11 protein-coding genes are annotated in these 14212 nt (G+C 64.0%); 7 read left to right on the forward strand and 4 right to left on the reverse strand.

Annotated elements, in window-relative coordinates:
• The first annotated feature begins 92 nt into the window (after positions 1–92).
• The 5 genes from KUL25_RS04825 (at position 93) to KUL25_RS04845 (ending at position 3446) form a co-directional block, all read left to right on the forward strand.
• Positions 93–992 carry a hypothetical protein gene (locus tag KUL25_RS04825; RefSeq protein ID WP_257891900.1) on the forward strand — a complete coding sequence of 300 codons (900 nt, stop codon included), beginning with the start codon at positions 93–95 and terminating at the stop codon, positions 990–992.
• Positions 993–1135: 143 nt separating this feature from the next.
• Positions 1136–1885 (forward strand): hypothetical protein, encoded by a 750-nt coding sequence (locus tag KUL25_RS04830; RefSeq protein WP_257891901.1) that lies wholly within the window; start codon positions 1136–1138, stop codon positions 1883–1885.
• 101 nt (positions 1886–1986) lie between these two features.
• Entirely contained in the window at positions 1987–2586 is a 600-nt protein-coding gene (locus tag KUL25_RS04835) for a superoxide dismutase (protein WP_257891902.1), read from the forward strand.
• 118 nt (positions 2587–2704) lie between these two features.
• Positions 2705–2935, forward strand: a complete 231-nt coding sequence (locus KUL25_RS04840; protein WP_257891903.1) for a hypothetical protein — start codon at positions 2705–2707, stop codon at positions 2933–2935.
• Between the two features lies 1 nt (position 2936).
• Positions 2937–3446 (forward strand): host attachment family protein, encoded by a 510-nt coding sequence (locus tag KUL25_RS04845; RefSeq protein WP_257891904.1) that lies wholly within the window; start codon positions 2937–2939, stop codon positions 3444–3446.
• A 51-nt stretch (positions 3447–3497) separates the two neighbouring features.
• Here KUL25_RS04845 and KUL25_RS04850 read toward each other — a convergent pair whose 3' ends face one another.
• Together KUL25_RS04850 and KUL25_RS04855 are read right to left on the reverse strand one after the other, a co-directional pair.
• Entirely contained in the window at positions 3498–4391 is an 894-nt protein-coding gene (locus KUL25_RS04850) for an endonuclease/exonuclease/phosphatase family protein (protein WP_257891905.1), read from the reverse strand.
• Complete coding sequence (locus KUL25_RS04855; RefSeq protein ID WP_257891906.1) at positions 4388–4936, reverse strand: LOG family protein; 549 nt, start codon at positions 4934–4936, stop codon at positions 4388–4390. The genes KUL25_RS04850 and KUL25_RS04855 overlap by 4 nt, the downstream gene beginning before the upstream one ends.
• Before the next feature lie 139 nt (positions 4937–5075).
• Here KUL25_RS04855 and KUL25_RS04860 point away from each other — a divergent pair, with 139 nt between their 5' ends.
• Both KUL25_RS04860 and KUL25_RS04865 read left to right on the forward strand, forming a co-directional pair.
• The gene (locus KUL25_RS04860) at positions 5076–6755 is read left to right on the forward strand and encodes a LysM peptidoglycan-binding domain-containing protein (protein WP_257891907.1); all 1680 of its coding nucleotides are present in this window, start codon (positions 5076–5078) and stop codon (positions 6753–6755) included.
• A gap of 67 nt (positions 6756–6822) precedes the next feature.
• Entirely contained in the window at positions 6823–8706 is a 1884-nt protein-coding gene (locus KUL25_RS04865; RefSeq protein ID WP_257891908.1) for an ABCB family ABC transporter ATP-binding protein/permease, read from the forward strand.
• 128 nt (positions 8707–8834) lie between these two features.
• On the opposite strand, the gene KUL25_RS04870 is transcribed toward KUL25_RS04865, so the two are convergent.
• Both KUL25_RS04870 and KUL25_RS04875 read right to left on the reverse strand, forming a co-directional pair.
• Complete coding sequence (locus KUL25_RS04870) at positions 8835–12833, reverse strand: efflux RND transporter permease subunit (RefSeq protein WP_257891909.1); 3999 nt, start codon at positions 12831–12833, stop codon at positions 8835–8837.
• Positions 12830–14170, reverse strand: a complete 1341-nt coding sequence (locus KUL25_RS04875) for an efflux RND transporter periplasmic adaptor subunit (protein ID WP_257891910.1) — start codon at positions 14168–14170, stop codon at positions 12830–12832. Before KUL25_RS04875 ends, KUL25_RS04870 begins: the two co-directional genes overlap by 4 nt.
• Positions 14171–14212: the final 42 nt, after the last annotated feature.

A 14212-nucleotide genomic window follows, 5' to 3' on the forward strand; every position in this document is an offset into this window, starting at 1 on the left:
GGCCCGCCCCAGGCGGGGCCGTGCGGCGTTCCATCAACAGGTGGTCCGGGGGATCGCGGCAGGCACGCCGGACCAGGCTCGGAGGTGGCGTCGTGTCCGAACGGTCGATTGCGAAATGGATCCTGACCCTCGGAGTAATGACGGCTCTGGGGTTGTCGTCTGTGGGGGCTGACACCCATATCGAGACGGAGACGGAGGAGGCAGCGGCGGAGGCCGAGACGCCCTACGATACCTATGGCGAGCTCTATCGCGCCGGTGACTACAGGCTGGCGCGTCCAGGCGGCCGCCCGGTCAGCAACTTCTACAACCGGCACGGGTTTTCCTCGGTCGATCAACGCTGCTTTTCGGGCGCGGTGTCGCTGGAATTGAGTGTTGCACATCCCGCCTTTCCGGCGTCGCGGATGTATTTTTATGAACAGATCCGGATCAGGCCGACCCTGTCCGGCGGACGCTATGCACATAGGTTTTCGTGGGAAATCACCTCGGATCCCTTCGAGTTGATGGGCATTGTCACCACAGCAGACGGCGCAGGCGTGGGCCGGGCGCGCGCCTGGCTGACACTGAATTACCGGGATGGAATTTACCGCTTTGTCACGGATGTGACCCCGCGCGACGGCTTGTACGAGATTTCCAGTTCGGGCGGCGGCGTTTCGCAAATGGCGTTCGAGGATTTCTTCTTCGGCCTCGCCGATCACCATTATTCCTACGTGGACCTCAGCGGATTGGCGGGCGCGGGCGCTGCTGGCGTGGCAGCCACACAGGACATCAATGCCCTTCTTTCCAACCGCCCGCCGAACGTCTTCATGGGTTTCATCGACTGGACGGAAATCAGTGATAGCGATGGAGAGACGGAAACCTACATCGAGTTGTCGCGCGAAGAGCCCATGGCGCTGTCGTATCATGGGGTCGAATTCTCGGGCACGCGCGTCACCGAAATTCGCATTTTGTGCGATGCAGTGATCCGCCGTATTCAAAGCCAGTGGCCGAGATGAGGTCCGTGGCATGGGTCGTACAAGCCCGCCGCGGCGGACGGGGGGCGAGGTGGGAAATCATTGAAAGCCACCCGCCACGCCATATTTCCGCCAACACGCTGCGCTAGGCGTCCGCAGGACCATCCCGAGCGCGGAGAGCCACCATGTCCGATCAACCCCATATGGCCCCAGCACAGGCCGTCGCCCTGAACGTGGGCGCGCGCCCGATGTCCGGGCGGCGCATCGGGTTTTTCCCGCGCGGCCCTGGCCCGGGCCCGATCGTCATCGCGATCGTGATCGGGGTGCTGCCATCGGTCTTTGCCCTCGTTGTTTTCTTGCGCGCAGGTGTCGATGGCGGCTTCTACCAGCCGGAAGACTTCATTCGCGGGCAGCATCGCTGGTTCATCACCATCGCGACGGTTTTGACCCTTGGGGCAATTTCCGGTCTTGGTTTCATCGTTCAGGCCCTGCGACGGGCGGCTGCCGACAAGAAGGCCCCCCTGTGGGTCATGGTGGCGGTACTTCTAGGCACGATTGCGGTGGACTGGAGCTTTTTCAACTTTCTGCGTGCCAACCTGATGCCGATCCCAAGCTATTTCGACATCCAGGCCTTTGCCGAGCAGGATATCGGGGCCAAGGACGACGGCCTTCAGAGCTACGCCTACGACGGACAGATCCTGCGCGTGAACTATGCCCTTGCCGTCCCGCCGCTGCACGGCGCCCTTTTGCCCGAGCGGATCGGGCCCGGGCTCTGCGTGGAACAAGGGCGGTTCTTCGCAGGCCCGGTCGAGGAGGTTTTGGCAATTTTCACCGGCCCGGACGGCGAGGTTTCGCGGGTCCGTGTGCCACAGGAGACATGCCGCGCCTGGTACCTTCGGAACCGCACAATCGGGAACCGGCCGCGTGTGCGGTGACGCCCGCGTTGCGCACCAGAGTCCCTCCGCCCCCTTGACGTTTGCCCCCAACGCCCTCCATCTGTGGCGCAGCGACACACACTAGCCAGGGGGACCACACAATGGCCTTTGAACTTCCCGACCTTCCCTATGCCCACGATGCGCTTGCCGCCCATGGCATGTCCGCGGAGACGCTGGAATATCACCACGACCTGCACCACAACGCCTATGTCACCAACGGCAACAAGGCGATCGAAGGCACGCAGTGGGATGGCAAATCCCTCGAAGAGATCATCACCGGCACCTATGATGCCAACGCCGTGGCGCAGTCCGGTATCTTCAACAACATCAGTCAGTTGTGGAACCACAACCAGTTCTGGGAAATGATGGGGCCGGGCGCTTCGTCCATGCCGTCCGAGTTGGAAGCAGCCTTGAACGAGTCCTTCGGCTCTGTCGATGAATTCAAGTCCCAGTTCTCCGCCGCGGGTGCGGGTCAGTTCGGCTCCGGCTGGTGCTGGCTGGTCAAGAACGCCGACGGCTCGCTGGCTGTCACCAAGACCGAGAACGGCGTGAACCCGCTGTGCTTCAACCAGACAGCGCTTCTGGGCTGCGACGTGTGGGAGCATTCCTACTACATCGATTTCCGCAACAAGCGCCCGGATTACCTGAAGAACTTCCTCGACAATCTGGTCAACTGGGAAAACGTCGCCTCGCGCATGTGATCGCCGTCGACATTTCATGATTGAAGGCCCGCCGGCGACACGGCGGGCCTTTCTCGTTCCTGGAACCTGCGCCGGGTGTTGCGCGTTGATCCCGTAGGCGACCTAAAGGAGATCAGACATGGCAGAGCGTCATCGTTCGAAAGACGGGCGAAGCGAGACCAGGGAACTGCTTGGAGAAGAGCTTGATGCACCTTCCGCAGCAGGCCGCAGTGGCGGCGCTCTCGCGCGCAAGACGGGCACCAAGGATGAGTTGCGTCACATGACGAATGCCTCTGCTGGGGCCACGCGCGTGACCAAATCCGATGAGGATCGTCCCGGAACCGACAATCTTGGCGAAAGGAACAAGTGATATGGCAAAGCCGTCCCTCAAACAAAGCGACGTCGACCAGGTTGTTCGCAACCGCTCTCCGTTGACCCACGGCACCTGGGTGCTTGTGGCAGATGGGGAGAAGGCGTTGTTTCTGCACAATCTGACCGATGCCGAAGACCCCCATCTGGAAGTATTCCGCGAGGCAGAGCAGGAAAATCCCCCGCCCCGAGAGCAGGGAACCGACAAGCCCGGCCGCTTCAACGATGGCCCATCGGTCCAGCGCTCGGCCGTGGCCGACACGGATTGGCACTGGCTGGAGAAGGAACGCTTCGCCAGCGATCTGGCGGATATCCTTTACAAGCAAGCGCACAAAGGGCGGTTCGACCGTTTGATCATTTGCGCGGCTCCCAAGATTTTGGGCGAGTTGCGCAAGGAACTTCATCAGACCGTCACCGATAAGGTGGTTGCAGAGGCCGATTTGACGCTGACCAACCATCCTGTGGACGAAATCGCCCTGCACGTGACGGAAGCGACGACGCCTGCCGTTTAGAAGGCCGGGCACCCCGGCAGGAGTGCATCCTTCAGCCGGGGGGAATGTCCATCACTCCAGCACGACATCCATGAACACAGGGTAGTGGTCCGATGGCCAGCGGCCCTCGAACCGTTGTCGCACGACCGTGGGCGCCCGTACCACGCGCACGCCCGGTGAATAGGCCATGTGGTCGATGGCCCCGTAGAGGTGCAGACCCCGGTTGAAGTGGTACGTCGGCCCCCGCACCGGCGCGAGGGTCAGGCCCCGCTCTGCGATGGCGCGGACAGGGCGGGTGAACGCAAGAGAGTTCATGTCGCCGATGAATACGACCCGTTCGCCGGCCTCCAGTCGCGGGGCAATCCAGCGCATCGCGACGACCGAGGACACGCGGCGGTTGAACCAACTGGTGACGTCCAGATGCGCGTTGACCACATGGAGGATCTCGCCCCGGTGCCGGAACGTAGCCCAACTGGCGAAGGTAGGGTAAGAGCCGTCCGCAAAGCCGGGGGAGCCCAAGACATTTGGGGTTTCCGAGAAGAAGAACCAGCCCTGATCCAGCAAGCTCACGCGGTCACGGCGGTATAGGATGGGCTGGATTTGCGGGAAGCGATCGCCCGGACCATGGGCCGCCACGCCGTAGCCGGGGTTCTGATCCAGCAACCAGTCGAGCGCCGGGTTGGGGCCGTTTTGCGAACAGCAAGGGAAAAGGCCCACCTCTTGCAGGGCGAAGATATCGGCATCTATGGCACGGAACGCGGCGGTCACGGGGCCTCGGCGCAAGGGCCATTCTTGCAACGAAGCGATGCCGCGTCGGTCCGAGGGGCGCAGATAATGCAGGTTCAGGGTGGCCAGTCGAAGCGCCTCGGGCGCGCGGGACAGGGGGGGAGACGGCTCTGGCGCGGCACAGCCGGCCAGCGCAAGGACCGCCAGCATCCCTCCCAGTCGTGCGCGCCAGCCGATCAAGCATGGTCCTTCAGCGCGGCCATCAAGGCGGACACATCGTCCACCGTCGTCACGAAGTCCAACAGGCTGGCGTCGGCAAATCCCTGGGCCACGACATGATCCAGCAATCCCCCCAGCGCGTCCCAATAGCCATTTGTGTTCAGCAGGTAGATCGGTTTGGCGTGCAGCCCCAGCTGCCGCCAGGTCAGGACCTCGAAAAACTCGTCCAGTGATCCGGCGCCGCCGGGCAGCACGACGACGGCGTCGGCGTTCATGAACATCACTTTCTTGCGCTCGTGCATCGTCTCGGTGACCACGAAGGTGGTGAGGTCGGTCTTGCCGACCTCTCGGTCCATCAGATGGGTGGGGATCACGCCGAAGGTTTCTGCTCCACCGGCCTGCGCCGCCCGCGCGACGGCGCCCATCAACCCAACGTCGCCCGCGCCGTAAACCAGCCGGATATTTGCCGCGGCCATGGCGGTCCCAAGTTGGGTTGCCGCCGCCTCATAGGCCGGGTCCACCCCCATACGAGAGCCACAATAGACACACAGTGACAGCCGTCTCATATCAACACCTTGCGCTTGGGCACCCTTTCAGCCCTAATACTGTGCATTGGCGGGGGCCTCAAGCGCGGGCGCGTGCGGCGCGCCCCTGGCCCGGTTCGCGAGGTTTTTTTGAGGGGGAAACCGTGCCAGAGGTCACAGCATGAAACTCTCCGCGATGTTCGGGTCCAGCTCTGGGACGATCGGGGCGACGGCTGTCGGTGCCGTGGTGCTTGTGGCGGCGGCCATCGGGATCACCGTGTTCAACGCAGACGACACGCCGCCCGCAGAGCAACCCACCGTTGCCACCGTCGAAGAGGCCCCCGACACGCCAGATGCGCCCTACACGTCCAGTGCAGTCGTCACGCCCAGTGCAGTCGTCACGCCCAGTGCAGGCGTCACCCCAGATGCTCCCGCCACAGCCGTCGCGGTGTCAGAGCCGCCCCCCGAAGGACCCCTGGAAACCGCCCCGACGTGGCTTGTGCCGCATCTGGACCTGGTGCGCGTGGACCCTGAGGGCCGCGCGGTGATTGCCGGGCGCACCTCGCCCGATCTGAATGTGGCGCTTATGCTGGATAGCGTCGAGATCGCCGAGACGCGCGCCGACGGGGCAGGGGCTTTCGTTGCATTGCTGAGCCTCCCCCCGTCAGAAAGCCCGCGTGTTCTGAGCGTCGAGGCGCGTCTGGCCGACGGGACCATGCTGGCGGGGGCCGAGACGGTGCTGATCGCCCCCTTCACCTCGCTCGCCCCCTCTGAAGCGGTTGCTGCCATTGTCGCCGAAGAACCCACCGCAACAGCAGGGCCGCCCGCCATAGCAGAGCCGCCCGTCGAAGAGGTCGCAGCCGCGACGCCCACGGACCTCGCCGATCCGGAAGGACCGGCACCTGCCGCAGCGCAGCCGCCCGAGATAACGCCAGCGCCTGCCGCCCCCGGCGAGGTTGCCGCCGCCGACGAGGTTGCCGCCGCCGACGAGGTTGCCGCCGCCGACGAGGTTGCCGCCGCCGACGAGGTTGCCGCCGCCGACGAGGTTGTCGTCCCCGACGAGGTTGCCGCCGCCGACGAGGTTGCCGTCCCCGACGAGGTTGCCGCCGCCGATGTGCCCGACGCCCCGGAGACACTTGCTATCGCCGAGGCACCCGCCGCTCCCGCCGACCCCGAAGTGCCTGCTGCCCCCGACGCGTTGGCCGCAGGACCGAGCGCGCCCGCCGCGCCGTCGGTTGCCGCCTCGACCGCGCCCGTGACCGACGTCACGCCACCATCTGCCGTGCAGCCCGCCCGTACCACAGGACCTTCGATCGTGATCGCCAGCGCCGAGGGCCTGCGCGTGGTGCAAGGTCCGGCGGCAGAACCTGCCGTACAGACCTCTGTGCGTCTCGACGCGATCTCTTATGATGCCGAAGGTGCGGTGATGTTGGCCGGGCGCGGACCTGCGGCGGCGAATATCCAGATCACGCTGAACAACCAGCCGATCCAATTGGGCGAAGTGGGCCCGGAGGGGGATTGGTCACTGCAACTGCCCGATGTCGACCCCGGCACTTACACGCTTGCGGTGACGGAACTGGCCGAGGACGGCTCGGCGGCCAGCCGCGTCGAGACGCCGTTTCTGCGAGAAGACCCCGAACGGGTCGCCGAGGCGCCTGCCCAGGCGGCCTCTGGCATCGACGTGATTACCGTGCAGCCCGGATTTACTTTGTGGGGTATGGCGGAAAACACCTTTGGCAATGGCATCCTTTACGTGCAGATCTTCGAAGAGAACCGCGACCAGATTCGCGATCCGAACTGGATTTTCCCCGGTCAGATTTTCCGCATGCCCGATCTGGACCCGGCAATCGGCGAGAACTAGGCCGCGCGCTCTGGTCACTGCCCCCCCGGCGACTTAGGTAAGGTGTCAGCCAAAGGACGCCCGCTTCATGCCAGCTGATACAACGACCCAGACCGAGACTGAAACCCCGCTTGGCGCTGCCGAAGAGGCCGAAGCCAAGGCGCTTGCGCAGCTGGAAGAGGAAGAGCGCCGCTCGGGCCTGCGCACGATCCGCAAGGTCGCGCCGTATCTCTGGCCCGATGACAAGCCCTGGGTGAAGCAACGCGTCGTGATCTCGTTGATCATGCTGGCGCTGGCCAAGGTCATCGCGGTGGGCACGCCGTTCCTTTACAAGGCCGCCGTGGACATGCTGGCGGGCGATGGGGCACCGGACCCGGCCTGGGTCCTTGGGGTCGGTGCCGTGGGGATCACCGTGGCCTACGGAATGGCGCGGGCGCTGACGGTGGGGTTCAACCAGTTGCGCGATGCGATTTTCGCCAAGGTGGCGCAACGCGCCCTGCGGCAGTTGGCACTAGAGACGTTCCAGCACATCCACGCGCTGTCCATGCGCTACCACATCCAGCGCAAGACCGGCGGTTTGAGCCGCATTATCGAACGCGGGGTCAAAGGCGTCGAATTCCTGCTGCGGTTCCTCTTGTTCTCCATCGGGCCGCTGGTGCTGGAACTGACGATGACGGGGATCATCCTCGCCGTGGTGTTCGACATCAATTACCTGATCGTCCTCGCCGTCACGATCGCACTTTATATCTGGTTCACCTTCAAGGTCACTGAATGGCGCGTGCGCATCCGCAAGGAGATGAATGACCAGGACACCGACGCCAATCAGAAGGCCATCGACAGCCTGCTGAATTTCGAGACGGTGAAATATTTCGGTGCCGAAACCCGAGAGGCGACCCGCTACGACGCCGCGATGGAGGGCTATGAAGCGGCGGCGTTGAAGACGTCGTATTCGCTGGCGTTTTTGAATTTCGGGCAGTCGATCATTATCACCACGGGTCTTGTCATCGTGATGGTCATGGCCGCGCTTGGCGTGCAGGATGGCACGCTGACGGTGGGCGATTTCGTCATGGTCAACGCCTACATGATCCAGATCACCATGCCGCTGAACTTCCTCGGCACCGTCTACCGTGAGATCCGGCAAGCGCTGGTGGACATGGGCGAGATGTTCAACCTGCTGGAGCAGCCCCAGGAGGTGAAGGATGCCAAGGGCGCCCCGGCCTTGCAGGTCACGGGGGGCAACGTGCGTCTTGAAGGGGTGCATTTCGGCTATGACGCAGCGCGACCGATCCTGAAGGGCGTCGATATCGACATCCCGGCGGGGCAGACCGTGGCTGTCGTCGGCTCGTCGGGGTCGGGCAAATCCACCATCGGGCGGCTGATGTTCCGCTTCTATGACGTGGGAAAGGGCAGGATCACGATTGATGGCCAGGACCTGCGCGAGGTCACGCAGATCTCGCTCCATGCCAATATCGGGGTCGTGCCGCAGGACACGGTGCTGTTCAACGACTCGATCTACTACAACATCGCCTATGGCCGCGATGGCGCGACGCGCGCAGAGGTCGAGCAGGCGGCAAAGGCCGCGTCGATCCACGATTTCATCCTGTCGCTGCCCGAAGGATACGACACGCCGGTGGGCGAGCGGGGCCTGAAGCTTTCGGGCGGTGAGAAACAGCGCGTGGGCATTGCCCGGACGCTGTTGAAGGACCCGCCGATCCTGGTGCTTGATGAGGCGACGAGTGCGCTGGACACGGACACCGAAATGGAGATCCAGGCCGAATTGAAGGCGATGGGCGAAGGCCGCACGGTTCTGACCATCGCGCATCGTCTGTCGACGATCGTGGACGCGGACCGGATCGTGGTGCTGGAAAGAGGCGAAGTGGTCGAGGAAGGCACCCACGATGTGTTGCTGGCAAAAGGCGGGCGCTACGCGCAGCTTTGGCTGCGGCAGGTGTCCGATGAGGATGCCGCCTGACGACGCTCAGGTCGGCCGTCTCCTCTCGGAGGTAGCCCGCACCTCGCAGCGGGACATGATGAGGTGTTAGATACAGATAGGGCCGGGCCTGATGCAGGCGCCGGCCCTTGTTTCACTCGGCCGCTGTTTCACTCAGCCGCGCGCAGGGGAAGTTGCGGGCCGACGTCGTTGTCCAACTCGGTATCCTCGTACGGATCGGGCGTTTCGGGCAGATCCTTGGGGGCGGGTGGCGTTGGGTCTTCTGCCTCGGTCTCCGCTTCCGGTAGGAGTTCTGCTTCGACAGCATCTGGGGCCTGCTCCTCAGCCTCAGCCTCAGCCTCCGGATCGGGCATCGCGACGGGGTCGATTTGCTCCACGAAGGGCTCTTCGTCCCAGTAGATCACCGGCTCGCGGGTGCGGCGGGCCTGGCGTTGAAGGGCCCAATCCTGGGCACGGGTGCTCATCCGGCGCGCGCCAACCAGGGCGAGGCCCCGGAAAAGGCCGCCGAGAATGGTCCAGAACCAGACACGCAGGGCCAGAAGCGACGGCGTGAAGATCAGCGTCAGCACGGTCGCAATGCCAAGGCCGAAGACCACTGCTGTGGCCAGCTGTTTCCACCACAGCGCCGTGGGGCTGTCGATGGTGTAGCCGCCCGACCCGAAGTCCAGCGAGATGCCGTACATCATCGGGGCCAGGCCTGCCATCGTGGTGATCGTGGTCAGAAGCACCGGGCGGATACGCGCCTCGGCCGTGCGCACGATGGCTTCCAGCTTCGGCATGAAGCGAGAGTATTCCTGGTAGGTATCGATCAGAACGATGTTGTTGTTCACCACGATCCCCGCCAGCGCCACGATCCCGGTGCCGGTCATGATGATCGAGAAGGTCTGATCCATCACCAGCATCCCGATCAGCACGCCGGTTGTGGACAACACCACCGCCAGCAGCACCAACACGGAGTTGTAGACCGAGTTGAACTGCGCCAGCAGGATGATGAACATCAGGCCCAACGCGGCGGCGAAGGCCTGCGACAGGAACTCCTGGCTTTCCTGCTGTTCCTCCTGGTCGCCGCCCCATTCCCACGAGACCGAGGCGGGCAGGGGCGTTTCCGCCTCCAGCCATTCGGTGATGCGTTCAATGCGTTCGGTGGGGGTCATCGGCGTGATGCGCAGCTCATATTCGCCATCGACGATGGCTTGGGCCAGTTGCTCCAATGGCAGATCGCCCGCGTAGTCGGGGACGTTGTGATACGCGACGGTTTCGGGTCCGAACAAGGCGGCAATGCCTGTGTTTGGGGTGCGGATCACCAAGTTGGCCTCAGCGCCCTGCGCGACGTCCTCTTCGGGCACGGCATCACCGAAGCCAAGCGGGATGACACCTTCCCGGATCGGATTGCCGTCTTCATCCTCGAACGGCTCGCCATTCTCGTCCAGCGGAACGGCTTCGTAGATGATGACGTCCGAGACGACATCGGCCTTCACCTCGAAGAACCGTTCCTGATCGCGGCGCGAGATTTCGGCCAGTTGCGGGGTCGGCTCGTAGGTCACGAAGTTCGACAGCGGGATCAGCCCGTCGGGAGTGCGCACGCGCAGGGTGTCGAGGGTGGACAGGACGCGCGCTTCTTCGGGGAAGCGGACACGGATGTCGATTTCCTCGTCCGAGGTGGGCACGCGCATCGTGTCCAGAAGGATGCCGCGCGTCACAAGCTGCACCATGGCGCCCACGGTCTGCACATCCGCGCCGAAACGGCCTGCGGCCTCTACATCGACGTTGATCTGCCAGTCGATGCCGGGAAGCGGCAGGGTGTCTTCCACCAACAGCAACCCGTCGAGGTTTTCGTAATACTCGCGGACGATGTTCGTGGCCTCTTGCAGTTCTTCCCAGTTGTCGCCCGATATGCGCAACGACACGGGCTTGCCGCCCGCCGGACCGTTGGAGACCGAAAAGATCTCGGTCTCGAACCCGGCCAAGCCGTCAAGGCGGGTCTGCAACTGGTCCAGGATAGCGTCGCCATTGGCGCGCGTGCCCCAAGGCATCAGGTCGATCTGGACCTGGCCAATGGTATCGGCGGGGGCTGCCGCGCCACCGGTGTTGTTATCAAGACCGCCCGAGCCCGAGAAGGCAAAGACGTCGCGCACGCCCTCCTGGGTCATCACGATCTCTTCCACTTGCCGCACCATGGCGTCCTGCTCCTCGACGGAGAGGTTGCCGCGCGCGCGGACGTAGACGATGGCGGTTTCGGGTTCCGTGGTCACGAAGAACTCCACCCCACGGCTGTGCTCGCCGAAGTAGGTGAAGACGGAGACGACAAAGATGCTGACGCCCACGATGGAGACAACGGGCATCACCGGATTGCCGGTCATCAGGTGGATGAACCAGCCGAAAGGCGAGCGGCGATAGCCCGATTGCACACGCTTTTCGCGGCGTGTGATCTGGATCGACGACACACAGACCGACATCAGCACGCAAATGGCGACGAACAGCGCGCCACCGATGCCCATTTGCGCAAGGGGGGGCATATCCTCGGGCAGGGGGAACAGGACGCCGGGACGCACGACCTGAAGCGCCGAAAGGAACATGAGGTAGCTCAGGCCTACCGTGATCGCGAGGCGCACGATGTACCACGGGACGAGGCCCTTGAAGGTGTCCGATACGGTATCGATCAGCCGCGAGGTCCGCGCGGCAACGCCGCCCAGAACCGGCAGGTAGATCAGCGCCACGATCAACGAGGCGGACAGCACGAAAATCAGCGTCACGGGCAGCATGCCCATGAATTCACCGGGCACGCCGGGCCAGAACAGCATCGGCAGGAAGGCGCAAAGCGTCGTCGCGGTGGAAGATACCACGGGCCAGAACATCCGCTTGGCGGCCTCGGTATAGGCTTGCATCGGGCGCGCGCCTTCGGCCAGACGCCGGTCGGCGTATTCCACGACGACGATGGCACCGTCCACCAGCATCCCCACCGCAAGGATCAGGCCGAACATGACGATGTTTGAAATCGTGATGCCCATGACGCCCAGAAGGATGAAGCACAGAAGGAACGACGTGGGGATGGCGAAGCCCACCAACAGCGCCGAGCGCGTGCCGAGCGCCGCCAGGACCACGATCATCACCAGCGCGATGGCGGTAAGCACGGAGCCTTCCAATTGCCGCACCATGCCGTCCACCTGCACGGATTGGTCCAGCGTCGTTTCCACATGGACGGAGGCGCGGAGTTCCTCGGGCCAGGTGGCCTCGACGGCCTCGACCGTCTCGCGGATCAGGGCAACGGTGTCGATGATGTTGAAGCCCTGCCGCTTGACCACTTGCAGGGCGATGGTCGTCTCGCCGTTGAAGCGCGCGGTGCCGTCGCGATCCTGGTAGGTTAGCCGGATATCGGCCAACTCGCCCAGGGTTACGACACGGTCGCCGTCTACCGTGATTGCAAGGTTATAGACGTCTTGGGCATCGTCGAAGCTGGACGGGATGGTGACGGAGTTTGCCCCGCCCTCGGTCGTGACCTCGCCCGCCGCAATCAGTTGGTTGTTGCCTTGCACGGCGCTGATCAGGTCGGCGGCGGTGACGTCGTAGGCCTCCAGTGCCAGGGGATCGAGGATCACCTCCAGCATCTCATCGCGGGCGCCTGCGATGCCTGCCGACAGGATCGGCGACAGGGCTTCCAACTCGGTCTGCATTTCATTGGCCAGCCGGATCAGGGTGCGTTCGGGCGCAGAACCTGAAAGCGCCACGACCATGATCGGGAATTCCGAGAAGTTGATCTCGTTGATGGAATAGCTTTCCGCGCCATCGGGGAATTGCACTTCCGCGCGGCCCATGGCGTCGCGCACGTCCGCAATGGTCGCCCCCTTGTCCCAGCCGAACTCGAATTCAAGGAAGACGGCCGCATAGCCTTCGGCGGCGGTGGCATTGATGGTGAGCAGCCCGTCGAGATCCTGGAATTCCGCCTCCATCGGGCGCACCAGAAGGCGTTCGCTATCCACGGCAGAGATGCCGGGAAAGGGGACGGACACAAAGAGGCCGGGGATGTCGATGTCCGGCTCGCCTTCCTTGGGCAAGCCGATATAGGCCGCCGTGCCGACTGTCAGCGACAGCAGCACAAAGGCGATGACCATGCGGGCACGATCAGCGGCCCAATCGATGAGACCGATCATTGGGTCAGCTCCTCAAGCGTGATGGCGACCTCGACACCTGCGGTCACGAACTCCTGGCCCACCACGATCACGTCGGCAGTTTCGGGCAGACCCGCCAGAAGCACGCCGCGCGGGGTGTCGCGGATCATTTGAACCTCCCGGAACTGGACGATGCCGTTCACGACGATCCGTACGCCAAGCAGGCCCTCGTCGTTCAAGGTCAGCGAGGAGGCGGGCAGCAGATGTGCTGCCGTGCCTTCAGTCTGGACCAGAATATCCGCAGTCTGGCCGTCGCGAATGGCCAGGTCCGAGTTGGGAACGGTGATTTCCACCCGGAAGGTGCGCGTGCGGTCATCGGCGGAGCGGGACAGGAACGTCACCTCGCCCCGCACCTGTTGACCCGAGGCCAGTTGCGCCCCCGCCGTGGCGCCCACGCGAATGCGGTCGACCTGCGCTTCGGGCACGAAGCCCACCAGCTTGATTGGATCAAGCTGGATGATGGTGGCGCAAATCGTGCCGGGTTGCATCAGCGATCCAAGCTCGGCGGTGTCCGTTTCCAAAAGGCCAGAGAAGGGGGCATGGATCGTCAGTTGTGTAATAGCCTCTTGCGCGCGGGTCACGGCGGCTTCAGCCGCGCGCACGCCTGCCAAAGCAGACTGCACGCCGGCTTCGGCCGCTTGCACGCCGGCCTGCGCGCCCTGCACCGACGCCATGGCGCTTTCCACGCCGGCTTGCGCGCCTGCAACGCCAGCGGCGGCAGAGGCTGCGCTGGTTTCCGAGCCGAAGCCGGATTCGGCTAATCGCGAGGCGGCGTTGCCGTCGATCTGCGCTGACGTCAATTGTGCCTCGGCCTGGGCGAGCATCGCGCGCGCTTCGGGCAGGCGGGCCTGGGCTTCCGGGATGCGCGCCTCGGCCTCGGGGACACGGGCCTGCGCCTCGGCAAGGCGGGCTTCGGCCTCTTCAAGGGCGGTCTGGGACGTGCCGGGATCGATTTCGCACATCAACTGGCCTTCTTCCACGAATGCGCCCGCCCGGATCGGGATGGAGATGATGCGGCCTGAAGTCTCGGAGGCGACATCGACCAGGCGCAGGGCCTCGGTTCGGCCCCGCAAAAGAACTGCGTTTTCGGTCATCTGCGCTTCGGAGCGGCGCACGACGACGTTGATCAGGCCGTCATCGGTCACGGGCGCGACCTCTTCTTCGCTATCGGCAAGGTTGGTCGGGGTGTTGTTTGGTTCGGGCACATAGCGCGCCGCGAAGTCCACCAGCGTGTCCCGGTCCAGAATGGCAAAGTAGAGGGCGACGCAGACAAGCGCGGCCGTCAACAGTGGAAACAGCTTCATCTCAAACCCTTTCATGGTTCGATTCGTGTCGCCAGTGCGACGCCGTATCCAACCGTC

Source organism: Gymnodinialimonas phycosphaerae (assembly GCF_019195455.1).
Taxonomy (GTDB): domain Bacteria; phylum Pseudomonadota; class Alphaproteobacteria; order Rhodobacterales; family Rhodobacteraceae; genus Gymnodinialimonas; species Gymnodinialimonas phycosphaerae.

What these genes read in the sequence shown, in the direction of transcription:
- KUL25_RS04830 (WP_257891901.1), top strand. Translation starts at nt 1,136, where the DNA reads ATGTCCGATCAACCCCATATGGCCCCAGCACAGGCCGTCGCCCTGAAC.
- KUL25_RS04835 (WP_257891902.1), top strand. Translation starts at nt 1,987, where the DNA reads ATGGCCTTTGAACTTCCCGACCTTCCCTATGCCCACGATGCGCTTGCC.
- KUL25_RS04840 (WP_257891903.1), top strand. Translation starts at nt 2,705, where the DNA reads ATGGCAGAGCGTCATCGTTCGAAAGACGGGCGAAGCGAGACCAGGGAA.
- KUL25_RS04845 (WP_257891904.1), top strand. Translation starts at nt 2,937, where the DNA reads ATGGCAAAGCCGTCCCTCAAACAAAGCGACGTCGACCAGGTTGTTCGC.
- KUL25_RS04855 (WP_257891906.1), bottom strand. Translation starts at nt 4,936, where the DNA reads ATGAGACGGCTGTCACTGTGTGTCTATTGTGGCTCTCGTATGGGGGTG.
- KUL25_RS04860 (WP_257891907.1), top strand. Translation starts at nt 5,076, where the DNA reads ATGAAACTCTCCGCGATGTTCGGGTCCAGCTCTGGGACGATCGGGGCG.
- KUL25_RS04865 (WP_257891908.1), top strand. Translation starts at nt 6,823, where the DNA reads ATGCCAGCTGATACAACGACCCAGACCGAGACTGAAACCCCGCTTGGC.
- KUL25_RS04870 (WP_257891909.1), bottom strand. Translation starts at nt 12,833, where the DNA reads ATGATCGGTCTCATCGATTGGGCCGCTGATCGTGCCCGCATGGTCATC.
- KUL25_RS04875 (WP_257891910.1), bottom strand. Translation starts at nt 14,170, where the DNA reads ATGAAAGGGTTTGAGATGAAGCTGTTTCCACTGTTGACGGCCGCGCTT.